The sequence below is a fragment of the Bradyrhizobium retamae genome (assembly GCF_001440415.1).
In the GTDB taxonomy this organism is placed as follows: domain Bacteria; phylum Pseudomonadota; class Alphaproteobacteria; order Rhizobiales; family Xanthobacteraceae; genus Bradyrhizobium; species Bradyrhizobium retamae.
The window spans coordinates 74,623-88,953 of sequence record NZ_LLYA01000146.1 but is presented as its reverse complement, the minus strand read 5'-3'; the positions used below and the strand labels follow the sequence as shown (position 1 = coordinate 88,953).

The following is a 14,331-nucleotide window of genomic DNA, read 5'->3' as shown; positions in this document are numbered from 1 at the left end:
CCATGCGACGGCGCGATAGGACATTCCATGGCCTTCAACCGACGACTTGCACGAGGTTTGCGATGACGGCGCCGATCGCGCTGACCATCGCCGGCTCCGATTCCTCTGGCGGCGCCGGTATCCAGGCCGACCTGAAGACGTTTGCCGCGCTCGGCGTCTACGGCGCCTCCGTCATCACGGCGCTGACCGCACAGAATACCGAAGGCGTCAGCGGCATCCATCAGGTGCCGGCGGACTTCGTGACCGCGCAGATCGATGCGGTGTTTTCCGATCTGGACGTCGGAGCGGTCAAGATCGGCATGGTGGCGCAGCCATCGGTTATCGACGCCATCGTCGCCGGTCTCAAGCGCTGGTCGCCGCAGCATGTCGTGCTCGATCCCGTGATGGTCGCAACCTCCGGCGATCGACTGCTGGCTGCAGAAGCGGTCGAGTCGCTCAGGACAAAACTCATTCCGCTTGCTTCGGTCATTACGCCCAATTTGCCTGAGGCCGCCGCGCTGCTCGACGAACCGGTGGCTGCGGGTGAGGCCGCCGTCGAAAGCCAGGGCAGGCGATTGCTGGCCATGGGCTGCAAGGCGGTGCTGATCAAGGGCGGCCACGGGGAGGGCGCCGACTGCGTCGACTATCTGATCGGCACGAGCGGCACCATCGCGCTGGCCGCGCCGCGCATTGCGACGAAAAATACCCATGGCACCGGCTGCTCATTGTCCTCAGCGATTGCAGCGGAGCTCGCGAAGGGCGGGGGCATGGAAACCGCCGTGCGTAACGCCAAGGCGTGGGTCAGCGCTGCGATTGCGGCGGCAGATCGCTTCAGCGTCGGCCGCGGTCACGGCCCGATCCACCATTTTCATAAGTTTTACTAGCTGAACTGTCATCCCTGCGAACGCAAGGACCATACGCCGCGGCTTGTCAATTGAAGCAAGCGGCTCGTTATCTTCTCCAACAGTAAGCATCGGTGGTTATAGGTCCCTGCGTTCGCATGCGTTCGCAGGGACGACGAGAAGATGTTGCGGAGGCCGTGTCGCTTGCCTGTCGCATCGCGCTGCTATCCGCGAGAGCCAAGGGCGGCATTTTGATTCTCGTGGGGCTATAGGTCGCGTGAACAGTCATCGCCCTGTCACAGAAATCTGGTAGGTGCACAGATATGGGCAGTGACTCCCTGAGTGAAGAGAGCCCCGAACGGCGCTTTCGTACCTTGTTCATCTCCGACGTCCATCTCGGAGCCCGCGGCTCGCAAGCCGACCGTTTGCTGGACTTCCTCAAAAGCCACGACGCCGACACCATCTATCTCGTCGGTGATATCGTCGATGGCTGGGCGCTGAAGTCGAGCTGGTACTGGCCGCAATCGCATAACGATTTCGTGCAGAAGATGCTGCGCAAGGCGCGCAAGGGCGCCAAAGTCATCTACGTGCCGGGCAATCACGACGAGTTCCTGCGCAACTACTACGGTACGCATTTCGGCGGCATCGACGTGGTGGAAAACACCATCCACACCGGCGTCGACGGCAAGCGCTATCTCATCATCCACGGCGACATCTTCGATCTCGTGGTGCAGAACGCGCGCTGGCTCGCCCATCTCGGCGACAAGGCCTACGACTTCGCCATTCAGATGAATCGCCTCGTCAACTTCTTCCGCCGCATGTTCGGCGTGCCCTATTGGTCGCTATCGCAATGGGCGAAGCTGAAGGTCAAGAACGCCGTCAACTACATCGGCGCGTTTGAACAGACGCTGGCCGGCGAGGCGCGGCGGCACGGCGCCGACGGCGTGATCTGCGGCCACATCCACTACGCCACCATCCGCGACGAGCACGGCATTCGCTACATGAATTGCGGCGACTGGGTGGAAAGCTGCACCGCGCTCGCCGAGCACGAGGACGGCCGGTTCGAGATCATCACCTGGACCGATCCGCAGCGGAGGGCGGTGCCCGTTCCCCGCGTCGCGGCGCGCGCCGCATGACGCATATCCTCGTCGCGACCGATGCGTGGCAACCCCAGGTCAACGGGGTGGTGCGGACGCTGACCGCGATGGCGGAGGCGGCCACGGGGCTTGGCATCGAGGTGAGTTTTCTCACGCCGCAATCGTTTCGCACCTTTGCGATGCCGAGCTATCCCGACCTGCGGCTGGCTCTGCCGCTTCCCGGCAAGATCGCACAACTGATCGAAGCGGCAAGGCCCGACAGCATACATATCGCGACCGAGGGGCCGATTGGGCTGTTGGTGCGGCGCTATTGCCGCAAGCGCGGCCTGCCGTTCACCACGAGCTTTCACACCCGGTTTCCGGAATATGTCTCGGCGCGCTCGCCGATTCCGGAATCCTGGGTTTGGTGGGCGCTACGTGCCTTCCACCGGCCGAGCCGGGCAGTGATGGCGGCGACGCCGGCGCTGGCGGCTGAGCTGCGCCTGCGTGGCTTTCGCAACGTGGTACTATGGTCGCGCGGCGTCGATACCTCGCTATTCCATCCGCGCAGCGCCGATCTCTGCATGCCGATGCCGGTATATCTCAGCGTCGGCCGTGTCGCGGTAGAGAAGAATCTCGAAGCCTTCCTCGATCTCGATCTGCCCGGCACCAAGCTCGTCGTCGGCGATGGGCCGGCCCGGATGTCGCTGGAGGGCAAATATCCTGACGCCGTGTTCCTCGGCGCGCGGCATGGCGAGGAACTGGCCGAAATCTATGCGGCGGCCGATGTTTTCGTGTTTCCCAGCAAGACCGACACGTTTGGCTTGGTGCTGCTGGAAGCGCTGGCCAGCGGCCTGCCGGTTGCGGCTTTTCCGGTCAACGGTCCCCGCGACGTGATCGGCTCGGCGCCGGTTGGCGTGCTGAACGAGGATTTGCGCGCGGCCTGCCTGGAGGCGCTGCAGATTTCGCGGAAAGAATGCGTGGAATTTGCCGCCGCCCACACCTGGCAGGCCTCGGCGCGGGTTTTTGTCCATCATGCCCTCAATCTTGGTCCTCCGCAGCCGGAAGGCGAGCTGGCCGAATTTGTGGCGGAGGACCCGCATTTCGCCGCCTGATATCACCTGAATCTGTATTGCCCGCCGGTCCGCTTGCGCGATACAAAGTGCGCATGACGGAAAAAGCCTCAACGGCACCGGTCGGTGCTGCAGATATCGATGCGGCGGCGCGCGTAGTTGGCCCGTTCGCGGTGCGGACGCCGCTGTTGTCGTTCCCCGTTCTCAACGAGCGCGTCGGGACCAAGGTCTTTCTGAAGCCCGAAATGCTGCAGCGGACCGGATCGTTCAAGTTCCGCGGCGCCTTCAACAAGCTGGCCTCGATCCCGCAGGACAAGCGCGGCGGCGGGGTGGTCGCCTTCTCTTCCGGAAACCACGCCCAGGGCGTGGCGGCGGCGGCGCAGATCCTCAACATGCAGGCCACCATCGTGATGCCGGCGGACTCGCCTATCACCAAGCGCGAGCGCACCAAGGGCTATGGCGCGGAGGTGGTGCTCTACGACCGCGACAAGGAGGACCGCGAAGCGATCGCCAACGGCATCGCCGGCAAACGCGGTGCGACACTGGTCCGGCCGTATGACGATCCCTTCGTCATTGCAGGGCAGGGCACTGCGGGCCGCGAAATCGCCGAGGACATGACAGCGCTCGGGCTCGTGCCCGATATCGTGGTAGCGCCGGCCTCCGGCGGCGGGCTGATCGCCGGCGTCGCGACGGCCGTGAAGGCAAAATTTCCGCAAGCGCAGGTGATTGTCGCCGAGCCCAAGGACTATGACGATCACGGTCTGTCGCTCCGCGCCGGCCATCGCGAGGCCCATCACGCCGCCGGCCGCACCATCTGCGATGCGCTGATGGCGGCGATGCCGGGCGAACTCACCTTCTCGATCAACAGCAAGCTGCTCGCGAACGGCGTGACCGCATCCGACGAGGAAGTCGGCGCGGCGGTGGCATATGCCTACCGGGAATTGAAGCTGGTGGTCGAGCCCGGCGGGGCTGTCGGCCTCGCCGCACTGTTGGCCGGTCGCATCGATGCCAGGGGAAAGAACGTCGTAATCGTGCTTTCCGGTGGCAATGTCGACGCGGACCTGTTCGCCAAACTGGTCGCCTGATCATCACATCTTAAACGGAAGCGGGCAGAGCATGTGCGCTGCCCGCTTTTTTGTTGCCCGGATATCCTTGTTCAGCGCCTGAAGCCGCCGCCGAATGACCCGCCGAACGAGCTGCGGGACGGGCTTGAGGCGAAGCGCTGGCTGAAACCTCCGCCGCCCATGCCGCCGCTGACCCGACGCGGCGCGGTGGTCATCATGGGCCTAGTCATCATGGGCCTGGTCGTGATGGGTTTGGTGACCCGTATCGGGTTGTTATGAATCCGGGGCGGCAAGGTCGTGACCTTGCCGACCTTGCTGCTGTTGTTGCTGGCATTGACAGGGATCGGGTTGATCTTGCCCGGCAAGGTCGTGGCCTTTCCGCCAATGCCATTACTGTTGCCAGTGAGCTTGCCAGGCAGGGTCGTGACCTTGCCCGTGTTGCCGTTGTTGATGCCATTGATCGGGTTTTTCGTTGCCATGCCCTTGGCAGGTAGCGTGATGATCTTGGAAGGCACTGGCATGTGGGCCTGGGCACCAAGATTGTGCTTGGAGATGCCGAGGATGGGTGAATTGCCGATGTTGCCCGGCTTGAACGTCGGAGACTGCTTCGCCAGGTGCGTGAACTGCATCAAGGGCACGGCCTTCGGTGCGACCTGCAGCTTCAGCGCGGACTTGGCGTAGGGGCTGTTGGAATAATTGTCATGGAACGTTTTGTAGGCGAACGGCGAGTTGGCGACCACCGCTTTGTGCCACGCCGTCGCCATCCGCAGATTGCCGAGCAGCAGACGGATGTGGTCGCACAGCGGATCGTGCGGGTAAAGGCGGATGAACTCCTCATAGTACTCGGGCGAGCCTTCCGAGAGCACGTAGTCGTAAGCCTGGCGCACCGAACGCGACGGCAGATTCGACGCTGCCTCGATGATCGGGCGGCGATCCGGCGCGCGGCTCGCGGCGACCGCGGTATCGCCGAAGAAATAGAAGTCGGAGGTTAGCGACGAACTTTCCCACGGTGTCTGCTTTCCGGAGGTGGTGTTGTTCACTTCGAGCCGGACGCGCTTGAACAATTGCTCGATCGGCAGGTTCGGCTCGCGTGCGACATTCAGGAAAGCCGATGTATACGGGCTGTGGTTGCCGTCGCCGTCCTGCGCTTCCATGCCCGGCGCGGTCGAGTAGCCGACGATCGAGCCTCGGGGCGCATCGACGATTGCCAAGCCCCGTCCGGCGTCGTTGATCTCGGGGAACGGATTGTTGCGGCAGGCATCGAGCACCACGATGCGCATCCGGCTCGGGATCGATTCCAGCGTGCCCATTACATCGACCAGCCGGACCGAATTGCTGTCAAGATCGGACGGCGAAGCGATCTTCGCATCGACCGGAAGCAGATAGTTCTCGCCTGCCACCTGCACGCCGTGACCAGCATAATAGATCATGGCGACGGTGCCGGGGCCGCGCTCGGCGACCCTGGCGGAGAAGTCTTGCACGACCTTGACCATGTCGCTGCGCGTCAGGTCGGTGGCCTGGGTGACCTCGAAGCCGGCGGAGTTCAAAAGCTGCGCCATCGACTGCGCGTCGTTGCCAGGATTGGCGAGCTTTGGCGCGATCTGGTAATTCGAATTGCCGATCACCAGCGCGACGCGCTGGTCGGCGGGCGGGCTTTGCATGCCGTTGCGGATGTCGACGTTCGGGGCTTCGGCCAACGCCGCACCAGAGAAGCCGAACAGGCCTGCCAGCAGGCCGGCACCCAATAGCAATGACTTAAAGCGGGACATGGCTGCCTCCTCAGGCGAGACCTCGTTGCGAGATTTGCTGCTGGGACGCTAAGCCGGGTGCGGGCTGTCGTACGTGACCGCGGTCACGGTTGCAGCGCGCGGCACTTCCATGCTTGCCGCCGCACGATGCCGCTGACAATCTCGGGTTGCTCCACGGTCGGAGGAACCCGAAATGGGCTTCGGACTAAAGACCACCACAGGAATTATCGCGGCCGTGTTGGTCACGGCGGCGCTGGCTCAGGCGAGCAGTGTGTTCGCGCCGCTTGCGGCGGCATTGTTTATCATTGCGATTGTGTGGCCGATCCAGAAACAGTTGCAGTCCTGGATGCCAAAACTTGCCGCGCTCGCGATCACCATTGTCGCCACCGTGGCAGTCTGCCTCGGCTTCGCCTCGCTCGCAGCCTGGGGATTTGGTCGGGTTGGGCAATCACTGCTCGCCGACCTGGCGCGGTACCAGGCCCTTTATGCGGCGACGGTAGATTGGCTGGACGGCCACGGCGTGTCCGTTGCGGGCCTTTGGGCCGAACATTTCAACGTAGGCTGGCTGCTGCGCGCCACGCAATATGTCACCGGACGGGTGAACACGACACTCAGCTTCTGGGTGATTGCGCTGGTTTACGTCATGCTGGGGCTTCTCGAAGTCGAGAGTATCAGGCGAAACATCGAACGGCTGGATAACCGTACTGCAGCACGCGTGCTGCTCGACGGCAGCGAAGCGACCGCGGCGAAATTCCGAAAGTACCTTTTGGTGCGGACGCAGATGAGCGCGGTCACCGGCCTGCTGGTTGGCAGCTTCGCCTGGATTACCGGGCTGCCATTCGCGCTCGAATGGGGCGTGATCGCGTTCGTGCTGAACTATATCCCGTTCATCGGCCCGTTCGTTGCGACGCTGTTTCCAACCCTGTTGGCGATGACGCAGTTCGAGACCTGGCCGGCGGTGCTCGGCGTATTCGTGTGCCTGAACATCATTCAATTCGCGGTCGGCAGCTACATCGAGCCGCGGGTGGCCGGCAGCCTGTTGTCGATCTCGCCGGTGGTGGTCCTATTTGCGATCTTCTTCTGGACGTTCCTGTGGGGCCTGTTCGGGACCTTCATCGGCGTGCCCATCGCGCTCGCCACACTCACCTTCTGTGCCCAGCATCCGTCGAGTCGCTGGATTGCTGATCTGCTCGGCGGACCGGAGCCGGAGAAACCCGGCAAGCTCTAGTCGGCTGTCTCGCCTTCGATCTCTACCCGCTCGGGCGGCAACAGGCCCAGCCGGCCATCATGGCCGGCCGTCAGCGAATGAATATAGAAGTACGTCGCCGCAGCGTCGGTCGCACCCATCACAGGCGACGGAGCGGAGATGATTTTTAGCCCGCCGCATGCGCCGATCCAGTCGATATGACGGTGGCCATGCATCACGACGGCGCGATCTCCCAGCGCTTCCAATCTGCGGACGAACCAACTGCCGTTGATCAGCGCTGTCCCGATGCGCTCGGAAAATGCTTTCACCGGCATGGGATATTCCGCCAGGTGGTGGTGCAATGCGACGATCCAGCGCGCCCGCGGAAAATATCCGATAGCTGCCTCGAGGCGATGCGCCTGTTCGACGGATACCAGTCCGAGCGCGTTGGTGAAGGAAAAGTGGGTCTTTGCATTCGAGTTCAGGATAGCTATTCCGAGGCCATCTGCCGGCTCCGGCGGCAGGATCATCGGAAACTGGTCGTCGAAGAGGCTGCGCAGCGCGGCGACACGGCGCAAACCTCCAGACTCCGCAACGGCCACGATCGCGTCGCGGTGCAGTGCCAGCGCCTGTTGCAACGTAGCGGCCGGTCTTCCCTTGGCATCGACGACGTGCACCCGTTCGCCCTGCACGGCCGCCATCGCCGACAGCGTCCGGATCTGCCGCAGCCGCTTGCCGATGCTGGACGGCAGGTCGAGCCTAGCCGGATTGGCGCGGTCGACGATGTTGACGTCGTGATTGCCCGGCAACAGGATCGTGCGCGCGGCAAGCTCCGGGTGGCGCGCCAGTGCTTCGAGGACTAATGCCCATTCGCTGGCGCGACCGGCGTCGGTCATGTCGCCCGTGATCAGAACGTGATCGAGCGGATTGCTGGCGTGGATGGCGGCCAGCCGCGCGAGAATTCGATTGAGCCGGCCATTGCCGCGCGGACCAGCCCGCCCGCTTTCGATGCGAAAGCCATATTGCTCGCCGATCACGTGAATATCCGACAGGTGCGCAACGCGCCAAGTCCGGCCCTCGGCCGAGGCGGTATCGAACATGGCAAGATCTAGCGGTTGAGGCATGCTGGCATCGGCAAAACCCCAAACCAGCGATGCGACCGCCAGATAGCCTGCCATCAGTACAACTGCATTCGCAAGCGTGGGCACGGCGAGCCGATGCAGCAAGAGCAGATCGCTCCAGTTACCAGCCCAACGCGAGGCAGGCCAGGCGAGTATCGCGATCACTGCCGCGCATGCCGACAGCATGATGCCGGCGCCAACCGAATTGGCGCTGCGCAAGCGCGCCCGGCCGGCAGGGGTGAAGTTTTTTCCTACGATCAGTTCCGTCAGATGACGCAAGGCTTCGCGCGCAAACGCATAGCCCGGCTGCACCGCGAGTGCATTGAGCGACCAGAAATTGATTTCGGCGATCCCAAGCAGCGGGCGCCATCCGAGCCATCCCACCGCGACGATCGCGGCCAGTAACAGCGCGGTGCCGATTTCGGTCAGCGCTGCAAGCTGTTCCGACAAGGTGGAAAACCAGGCCGAAGCCAGCAACGGCGCCAGACCGAGCAACACCGACGGCAACAACAGCAAGACCGTCCAGGCGAACAAGAGCTTCGGCAAACTGATTTCGACCAGCAGGCTTCCGGCGATTGCCAGCAGCGACCGCTGTCCCGGACTGGCGGCATCGTCCTCGATATCGCCGTTGCGCGGATCGACCAGCGTATTCTTTGCGGCTTTGATGGCGTGTCGTTCGGAGATCGGCTTCGTCATTGCTCAATACCGCATCCTGCCGCTCGCGCCGTCTCCGGCTAAACGCCCCAGGGGAGGCCCAACAGGTACCACGCGACAAAAAGAAGTGTCCAAAGTGCGGACATGCAGAGCACATAGGGCAGCATCAGCGCGATGACGGTGCCGACGCCTGCCTTGCGGTCGTACTTCTGGGCAAAGCCGACAACGAGCGCGAAGTAAGGATTGAGCGGAGTGATCGAGTTCATCGGGCCGTCTCCGACCCGGTATGCCGCCAGAACCGCCGCCGGATCGACGGCCAACTGCACGAACAGCGGGACGAACACTGGCGCAAAGATCGCCCATGTGGCGATAGCCGGCGTGAAGACCAGATCGAGTATGGCAACCACCGCAATAAGACCAAGCAACAGCCATAGCGGGCCGATGCTCGCGTCCTTCAGGGTATCCGCCATCTTGACCGCAAGCAGCGTCGGAATGTTGCTGTAGGTGAAGTAATCGACGAACTGGCTGATGACCAGGAACAGCAGGATCGTGCCGCCCATGCCCGAGACGGCCTTGGTCATAGCATCGATGACGTCGGTAGTGTGCGTGATTGTTCCTGCGCCGATGCCATAGGCGATGCCGGTCACCAGGAACAAGATCATGACGAGGCCGATCAGCCCGTTCATGAAGGGTGAATTGCCGACCAGCGCTCCGGTCGCCGGATCGCGGAGAGGGGCCCATGGCGGCAGCGTCAGCAGGCAGAAGACCAGCGTGACAGCCAGCAGTCCTGCGACGGCATACCTCAAGCCGCGCGTCTCTCGTGCGGAGAGTTGTCCGCCCTCGTGCGGGGGCAGCGTTGCGCTGGCCTGATCCTCGCGATACGCGCCAAGGCGCGGTTCCATGATCCGCTCCGTGATCAAGGCAATCACGATCGTCAATACGACGACAGACACAATCGAGAACCATAAATTGGCTGTCACTTCGATCGAGAGTGATGGGTTGACGATGTGAATGGCATCGTTGGTCAGTTCGGTGAGGACGGCATCGAGCGGCTTGATCAGCATGTTTACGCTGAAGGCACTGGCCACGCCCGCGAAGCCTAGCGCCAGCCCCGCCAGCGGATGCCGGCCGACGCTCATCAGCGCCGTGCCGGCGAGCGGGATCAGCACGAGGTAACCCGCATCGGAGGCTACACTCGAGAGGATCCCGACAAGGGCAAGAATGTAGGAAAGCGTCCAGCGCGGTGAGGCGGCGACGAGCTTGCGGATGCAGGCGTTGACCAGGCCCGATTCCTCGGCGACACCGACGCCGATCATGGCGACAATCAGCAGTCCGACCGCGCTGAAGCCCATGAAGTTAGGCACCAGCCGCGTATAGATGTGCCTGATACCTTCCGTCGTCAGCAGGCTGTTGGCGCGGGCTGTCACGGTCTCCGTGCCGTGGGTCGCCGGATTGATGATTTGATAGGAAATCGACGCGTCGAGCAAATAGAGCAGGTGCGAAGCGATGACGGCAATGGCGATCAGAATCAGGAAGATCAGAACCGGGTGGGGAACGCTGTTGCCGATCCGCTCGATCGCGTCGAGCATGGCCGGCGTGCTTGCCCTGGCCGTCTCAGTGCCTGCTTCGCTTGCGCGGCGCATGAAAGCCATCCTTGCTGAGCGCATCCTTCGAGGAGGCCGGCCGCGCTATCGTTACCGCCGCCGGCAGGTCCTACGGATCTCGTCCGCCAGAGCTAGGCGGCGTCCGTCTGTGGCGGCTGCTCGGCACTCGCCCTTGCGAGCGCTTCGCGAAGCTTCTGCTCCTTGCTATCATCCAGCGAGGTCTTGAGCACGGTACCGCCAGCGTCCTGGATCTCGCGCAGCACCTTGTCAGCGGTCATGTTCTTGACGAGAACAAACAGCGCAGCGTTCCCGGGTTGCAGGCTTGTCGAAAGATCCTTCATGAAGGCGTCATCGATGCCGTAGTCGGACAGCGCGCCGCCGAGCGCACCGGACGCCGCACCGAGGATGACGCCGAGTATGGGATTGAGAAAGAGCACGCCGATCAGCAGTCCCCAGAAGCTGCCCGATACGGCTCCGACCGCTGTCGTATTGACGAACTGATTGAGCTTGACGGGGCCGGTTTCCGTCTTCACTGCAATCACGGCATCGCTGATCGTGATCAGGTATTCCTTCTGCAATTTGAACAGGCGCTGCCGTACTTCTTCTGCCTTTGCTTCCGATGGATAGATGATTGCGATCAGATCTGACATCTTCGTATCCTCCAACTCGATGTGATGGGCGGTCCGAGTCATACGCGGCGCGCGAGGGGTCGACGCCTTTCTGCGACAGTGAAGCAAATAACGCAGCTCGTCGGAAAATCGGCCGATCAGGACGATCCCGCAGAGCCGCGGTTTGCCAACGGCAGGCAGCTTCGCCTTGGCGGCGCACGGCATAGTTTTGACCGTATCACAACCTCCGAGCGAGCGCATCATGGTTCGCTGATCGCTCCCACCAAACCGTGACAGCGCGCTCGGTCAAATTGGTTTCTAATTCGCCGAGGTTTGTCGATAGATGATCAGCATCATGCGACTCATCACAAAACTTTGTAGCGGGCGCTAAACTACTTTAAGGTTGTACGATTGACTCGATGCACTTTCGAGCGTTTGCTCAGTTGCAATGATAGGCGGTCAACGCAGACCGCCTATCGGCGTGTAATTTGCGTTGCCGACCGCTCGACCCTTGCGAGCAGCCGGGTGGAGGAGTCCCATGGACTCACGCTTGATCTCGGAACGATCAGAACGGCCGTACATCTCGACGGGACATCTGCCTGAGCCAGATATGGTGCAGAGGTTCGTGTCCGACGCCCATCGGCGCTTCAAGTCGAATGGCGAGGGACAAAATTCACAGGTCTATCCGGCCCTTGCCAGGGTTCCCCGCGAACTGTTCGGGATTTGCGTCGCCGGCACCAGCGGGCGCGTCTACGAGGCCGGCGACACCGAATATGAATTCTCGATCATGAGCGTGTCGAAGCCGTTCGTGTTCGCGCTGGTCTGCGAGACGATCGGCCCGGAAGAGGCGCGCAGAAGACTTGGGGCGAACGCCACCGGATTGCCTTTCAACTCCCTCGCGGCCATCGAGCAGGGCGGTGGCCGCACCAACCCGATGGTCAACGCGGGCGCGATCGCGACCACCAGCCTCGTGCCGGGCCTGACGGCCGAAGGCCAATGGCAATTCATTCATGACGGGTTGTCGCGGTTTGCGGGGCGCAAGCTTGCGCTCAATGAAGAGGTGTACGCCTCGGCGTCGCAAACCAACTATCGCAACCGCAGTATCGCCCGGCTGCTGCAGAGCTACGACCGCATCTATTGCGACGCCAAGCAGGCGACCGATCTCTATACCAAGCAATGCTCGCTGAATGTGAGTGCGCGGGATCTCGCGGTCATGGGCGCGACGCTGGCGGACGGCGGCGTCAATCCGGTTACCCGGCAGCGCGTGGTAGATGCTGCAGTCTGTCACTATGCGCTGACCGTGATGATTACTGCCGGCCTATACGAGACGTCGGGCGACTGGCTCTACGACATCGGCCTGCCCGGGAAGAGCGGAATCGGCGGCGGCATCGTCGCGGTCTCGCCGGGGAAGGGCGGCTTCGGCACCTTCGCGCCGCCGCTCGACGCGGCCGGCAACAGCGTGAAAGGGCAGCTCGCGGCAAAATTCCTGTCGCAGCGGCTGGGAATGGATCTGTTCGTATCGCAACCGGAAAACTGAAGCAGATGCAAAGAGTGGATTGATCGAGTGGATAGCTCGATCGATCCCGAACCGAGCCGCTCGGGAGGACACCATGGCGACGCACTCGATGTCGATCGGAGCAATCCGGGAAGGTGCGCGGGAGTCATGGGTACCGATGATCGCCATCGCGCTCGGCCAGATGATCATGTCCTACAACGTCGCCTCGCTACCAGTGGCGCTCGGCGGGATGGTGAAGAGTTTTGGCGTCCCGCCGACGACGGTTGCGACGGGTATCGTGGCCTATTCCATGCTGGTGGCTGGCTTCGTGATGCTCGGCGCAAAACTCGCGCAACGATTCGGCGCGTTGCAGGTGTTCCGATTCGCCGTCATCCTGTTCTGCGCGTCGCAGATATTGATGACATTCAGTCCCACGGCGACGTTGATGATCACAGCGCAAGCGCTTTGCGGCGCGGCCGGCGCCGTGATCGTGCCGTCGCTGGTTGCGCTGATCGCCGAGAATTACACGGGACGGCAGCAGGCGACGGCAGTGGGTGCGCTCGGCTCCGCGCGCGCGGCGGCCGGCGTGCTGGCGTTCATCATCGGCGGCGTGCTCGGCACTTATATCGGTTGGCGGCCCGCATTCGGCATCCTGATCGCGGTTTCCGCGATTGTGTTCCTGTTGAGTTTCCGGCTCAAGCGCGACTATGGCCGCCCGGATGTGCAGATTGATATCTTCGGTGTGGTTTTGGCGGCATCGGCGATCGTCCTCATCAGTTTCGGCTTCAACAACCTGAACGGATGGGGGCTAGCGCTGGCCACCGCCAATGCGCCGTTCGACCTGCTCGGCCTTTCGCCGGCGCCGATCATGATCGTTCTCGGCGTCGTGCTCGGGCAGGCATTCCTGATGTGGACGCACCGGCGTCAGGCCGTCGGGAAGACTCCGCTATTGGCGCTCGAGGTGATCGACTCGCCGGAGGAGCGCTGCGCGGTCTATGCGCTGTTTGCCGTGGTCGCGCTGGAGGCGGCGCTTAATTTCTCAGTGCCGTTGTACATTCAGATCGTGCAGGGCCGCTCGCCGCTTGCGACCGCGATTGCGATGATGCCGTTCAATCTGACGGTGTTCTTCACGGCGATGCTGATCGTCAATGTCTACGACCGGCTGACGCCGCGGCAGATCGGCCGCTACGGCTTCCTGCTGTGTACGGTCGGCCTGGTGTGGTTAGCCGTTGTCGTGCGCAACGACTGGAGCGAGATTCCTGTGCTGATCGGCCTGGTTCTGTTCGGGATCGGGCAGGGCTCGCTGGTAACGCTGTTGTTCAACGTGCTGGTCACCGCCTCGCCCAAGGAACTTGCAGGCGATGTCGGGTCGCTGCGCGGCACCACGCAAAATCTGGCCGCTGCGGTTGGAACGGCGGTGGCGGGTGCACTCCTGGTCGGTCTGTTGAGTGCGATCGCGCTCGGCAGTATCGCGGCCAACCCCGTGCTGCCGAAGGAAATCCAGAGCCAGGTCGATCTCGACAACATCACCTTCGTCAGCAATGACCGGCTGCGCAGTGTGATGGAAGGAACGACCGCGACACCGCAGCAGGTCGAGGAAGCGGTGCGCGTGAATACCGAGGCGCGGCTGCGTGCGCTGAAGATCGGACTGCTGATCATGGCCGGTCTTGCGCTGCTGGCGATCATTCCGGCGGGCCGGCTTCCAAACTACCTGCCGGGCGAGATACCGAGCGATGCGCCCGGCAACCGATTGAGGTCCGGCTGATCAGCACGAGCATGCGAGGAAGGGGCGTCCCAAGAAGGAGAACAACAATGGATGCAATCGACCGTCGCACTGCGCTGCGGACCCTGGTGTGCGGTGCCGTGACCATCGGCCTGGCC

11 protein-coding genes are annotated in these 14,331 nt (G+C 62.7%); 7 read left to right on the top strand and 4 right to left on the bottom strand.

Features of this window, described 5'->3' with window-relative positions:
* Positions 1–62: 62 nt before the first annotated feature.
* The 4 genes from thiD (at position 63) to CQ13_RS17040 (ending at position 4,055) form a co-directional block, all read left to right on the top strand.
* The gene (gene thiD / locus CQ13_RS17055; RefSeq protein WP_057844006.1) at positions 63–863 is read left to right on the top strand and encodes a bifunctional hydroxymethylpyrimidine kinase/phosphomethylpyrimidine kinase; all 801 of its coding nucleotides are present in this window, start codon (positions 63–65) and stop codon (positions 861–863) included.
* A gap of 281 nt (positions 864–1,144) precedes the next feature.
* Positions 1,145–1,957 carry a UDP-2,3-diacylglucosamine diphosphatase gene (locus tag CQ13_RS17050; RefSeq protein ID WP_057844005.1) on the top strand — a complete coding sequence of 271 codons (813 nt, stop codon included), beginning with the start codon at positions 1,145–1,147 and terminating at the stop codon, positions 1,955–1,957.
* Complete coding sequence (locus CQ13_RS17045; protein WP_057844004.1) at positions 1,954–3,012, top strand: glycosyltransferase family 4 protein; 1,059 nt, start codon at positions 1,954–1,956, stop codon at positions 3,010–3,012. The genes CQ13_RS17050 and CQ13_RS17045 overlap by 4 nt, the downstream gene beginning before the upstream one ends.
* A 53-nt stretch (positions 3,013–3,065) precedes the next feature.
* Complete coding sequence (locus CQ13_RS17040; protein WP_028348579.1) at positions 3,066–4,055, top strand: threonine ammonia-lyase; 990 nt, start codon at positions 3,066–3,068, stop codon at positions 4,053–4,055.
* A gap of 71 nt (positions 4,056–4,126) precedes the next feature.
* Here the strand turns inward: CQ13_RS17040 and CQ13_RS17035 are convergent, their stop codons facing one another.
* Positions 4,127–5,803: a caspase family protein gene (locus CQ13_RS17035; protein WP_082637512.1), complete on the bottom strand. Its 1,677-nt coding sequence runs from the start codon at positions 5,801–5,803 to the stop codon at positions 4,127–4,129.
* A 172-nt stretch (positions 5,804–5,975) separates the two neighbouring features.
* Here CQ13_RS17035 and CQ13_RS17030 point away from each other — a divergent pair, with 172 nt between their 5' ends.
* Positions 5,976–7,010 (top strand): AI-2E family transporter, encoded by a 1,035-nt coding sequence (locus tag CQ13_RS17030; protein WP_057844003.1) that lies wholly within the window; start codon positions 5,976–5,978, stop codon positions 7,008–7,010.
* Here the strand turns inward: CQ13_RS17030 and CQ13_RS17025 are convergent.
* From CQ13_RS17025 to CQ13_RS17015, 3 genes are all read right to left on the bottom strand, one after another.
* Positions 7,007–8,785 (bottom strand): metallophosphoesterase family protein, encoded by a 1,779-nt coding sequence (locus CQ13_RS17025; protein WP_057844002.1) that lies wholly within the window; start codon positions 8,783–8,785, stop codon positions 7,007–7,009. The genes CQ13_RS17030 and CQ13_RS17025 overlap by 4 nt on opposite strands.
* Positions 8,786–8,823: 38 nt before the next feature.
* Positions 8,824–10,386: an AbgT family transporter gene (locus tag CQ13_RS17020; protein WP_057844001.1), complete on the bottom strand. Its 1,563-nt coding sequence runs from the start codon at positions 10,384–10,386 to the stop codon at positions 8,824–8,826.
* 92 nt (positions 10,387–10,478) lie between these two features.
* The gene (locus tag CQ13_RS17015) at positions 10,479–10,997 is read right to left on the bottom strand and encodes a DUF1269 domain-containing protein (protein WP_057844040.1); all 519 of its coding nucleotides are present in this window, start codon (positions 10,995–10,997) and stop codon (positions 10,479–10,481) included.
* Positions 10,998–11,493: 496 nt separating this feature from the next.
* Here CQ13_RS17015 and glsA point away from each other — a divergent pair, with 496 nt between their 5' ends.
* Together glsA and CQ13_RS17005 are read left to right on the top strand one after the other, a co-directional pair.
* The gene (gene glsA / locus CQ13_RS17010; protein ID WP_057844000.1) at positions 11,494–12,492 is read left to right on the top strand and encodes a glutaminase A; all 999 of its coding nucleotides are present in this window, start codon (positions 11,494–11,496) and stop codon (positions 12,490–12,492) included.
* Between the two features lie 73 nt (positions 12,493–12,565).
* Positions 12,566–14,215, top strand: a complete 1,650-nt coding sequence (locus tag CQ13_RS17005) for an MFS transporter (RefSeq protein ID WP_245309204.1) — start codon at positions 12,566–12,568, stop codon at positions 14,213–14,215.
* Positions 14,216–14,331: the final 116 nt, after the last annotated feature.

What these genes read in the sequence shown, in the direction of transcription:
- thiD (WP_057844006.1), top strand. Translation starts at nt 63, where the DNA reads ATGACGGCGCCGATCGCGCTGACCATCGCCGGCTCCGATTCCTCTGGC.
- CQ13_RS17050 (WP_057844005.1), top strand. Translation starts at nt 1,145, where the DNA reads ATGGGCAGTGACTCCCTGAGTGAAGAGAGCCCCGAACGGCGCTTTCGT.
- CQ13_RS17045 (WP_057844004.1), top strand. Translation starts at nt 1,954, where the DNA reads ATGACGCATATCCTCGTCGCGACCGATGCGTGGCAACCCCAGGTCAAC.
- CQ13_RS17040 (WP_028348579.1), top strand. Translation starts at nt 3,066, where the DNA reads ATGACGGAAAAAGCCTCAACGGCACCGGTCGGTGCTGCAGATATCGAT.
- CQ13_RS17035 (WP_082637512.1), bottom strand. Translation starts at nt 5,803, where the DNA reads ATGTCCCGCTTTAAGTCATTGCTATTGGGTGCCGGCCTGCTGGCAGGC.
- CQ13_RS17030 (WP_057844003.1), top strand. Translation starts at nt 5,976, where the DNA reads ATGGGCTTCGGACTAAAGACCACCACAGGAATTATCGCGGCCGTGTTG.
- CQ13_RS17025 (WP_057844002.1), bottom strand. Translation starts at nt 8,785, where the DNA reads ATGACGAAGCCGATCTCCGAACGACACGCCATCAAAGCCGCAAAGAAT.
- CQ13_RS17020 (WP_057844001.1), bottom strand. Translation starts at nt 10,386, where the DNA reads ATGCGCCGCGCAAGCGAAGCAGGCACTGAGACGGCCAGGGCAAGCACG.
- CQ13_RS17015 (WP_057844040.1), bottom strand. Translation starts at nt 10,997, where the DNA reads ATGTCAGATCTGATCGCAATCATCTATCCATCGGAAGCAAAGGCAGAA.
- glsA (WP_057844000.1), top strand. Translation starts at nt 11,494, where the DNA reads ATGGACTCACGCTTGATCTCGGAACGATCAGAACGGCCGTACATCTCG.
- CQ13_RS17005 (WP_245309204.1), top strand. Translation starts at nt 12,566, where the DNA reads ATGGCGACGCACTCGATGTCGATCGGAGCAATCCGGGAAGGTGCGCGG.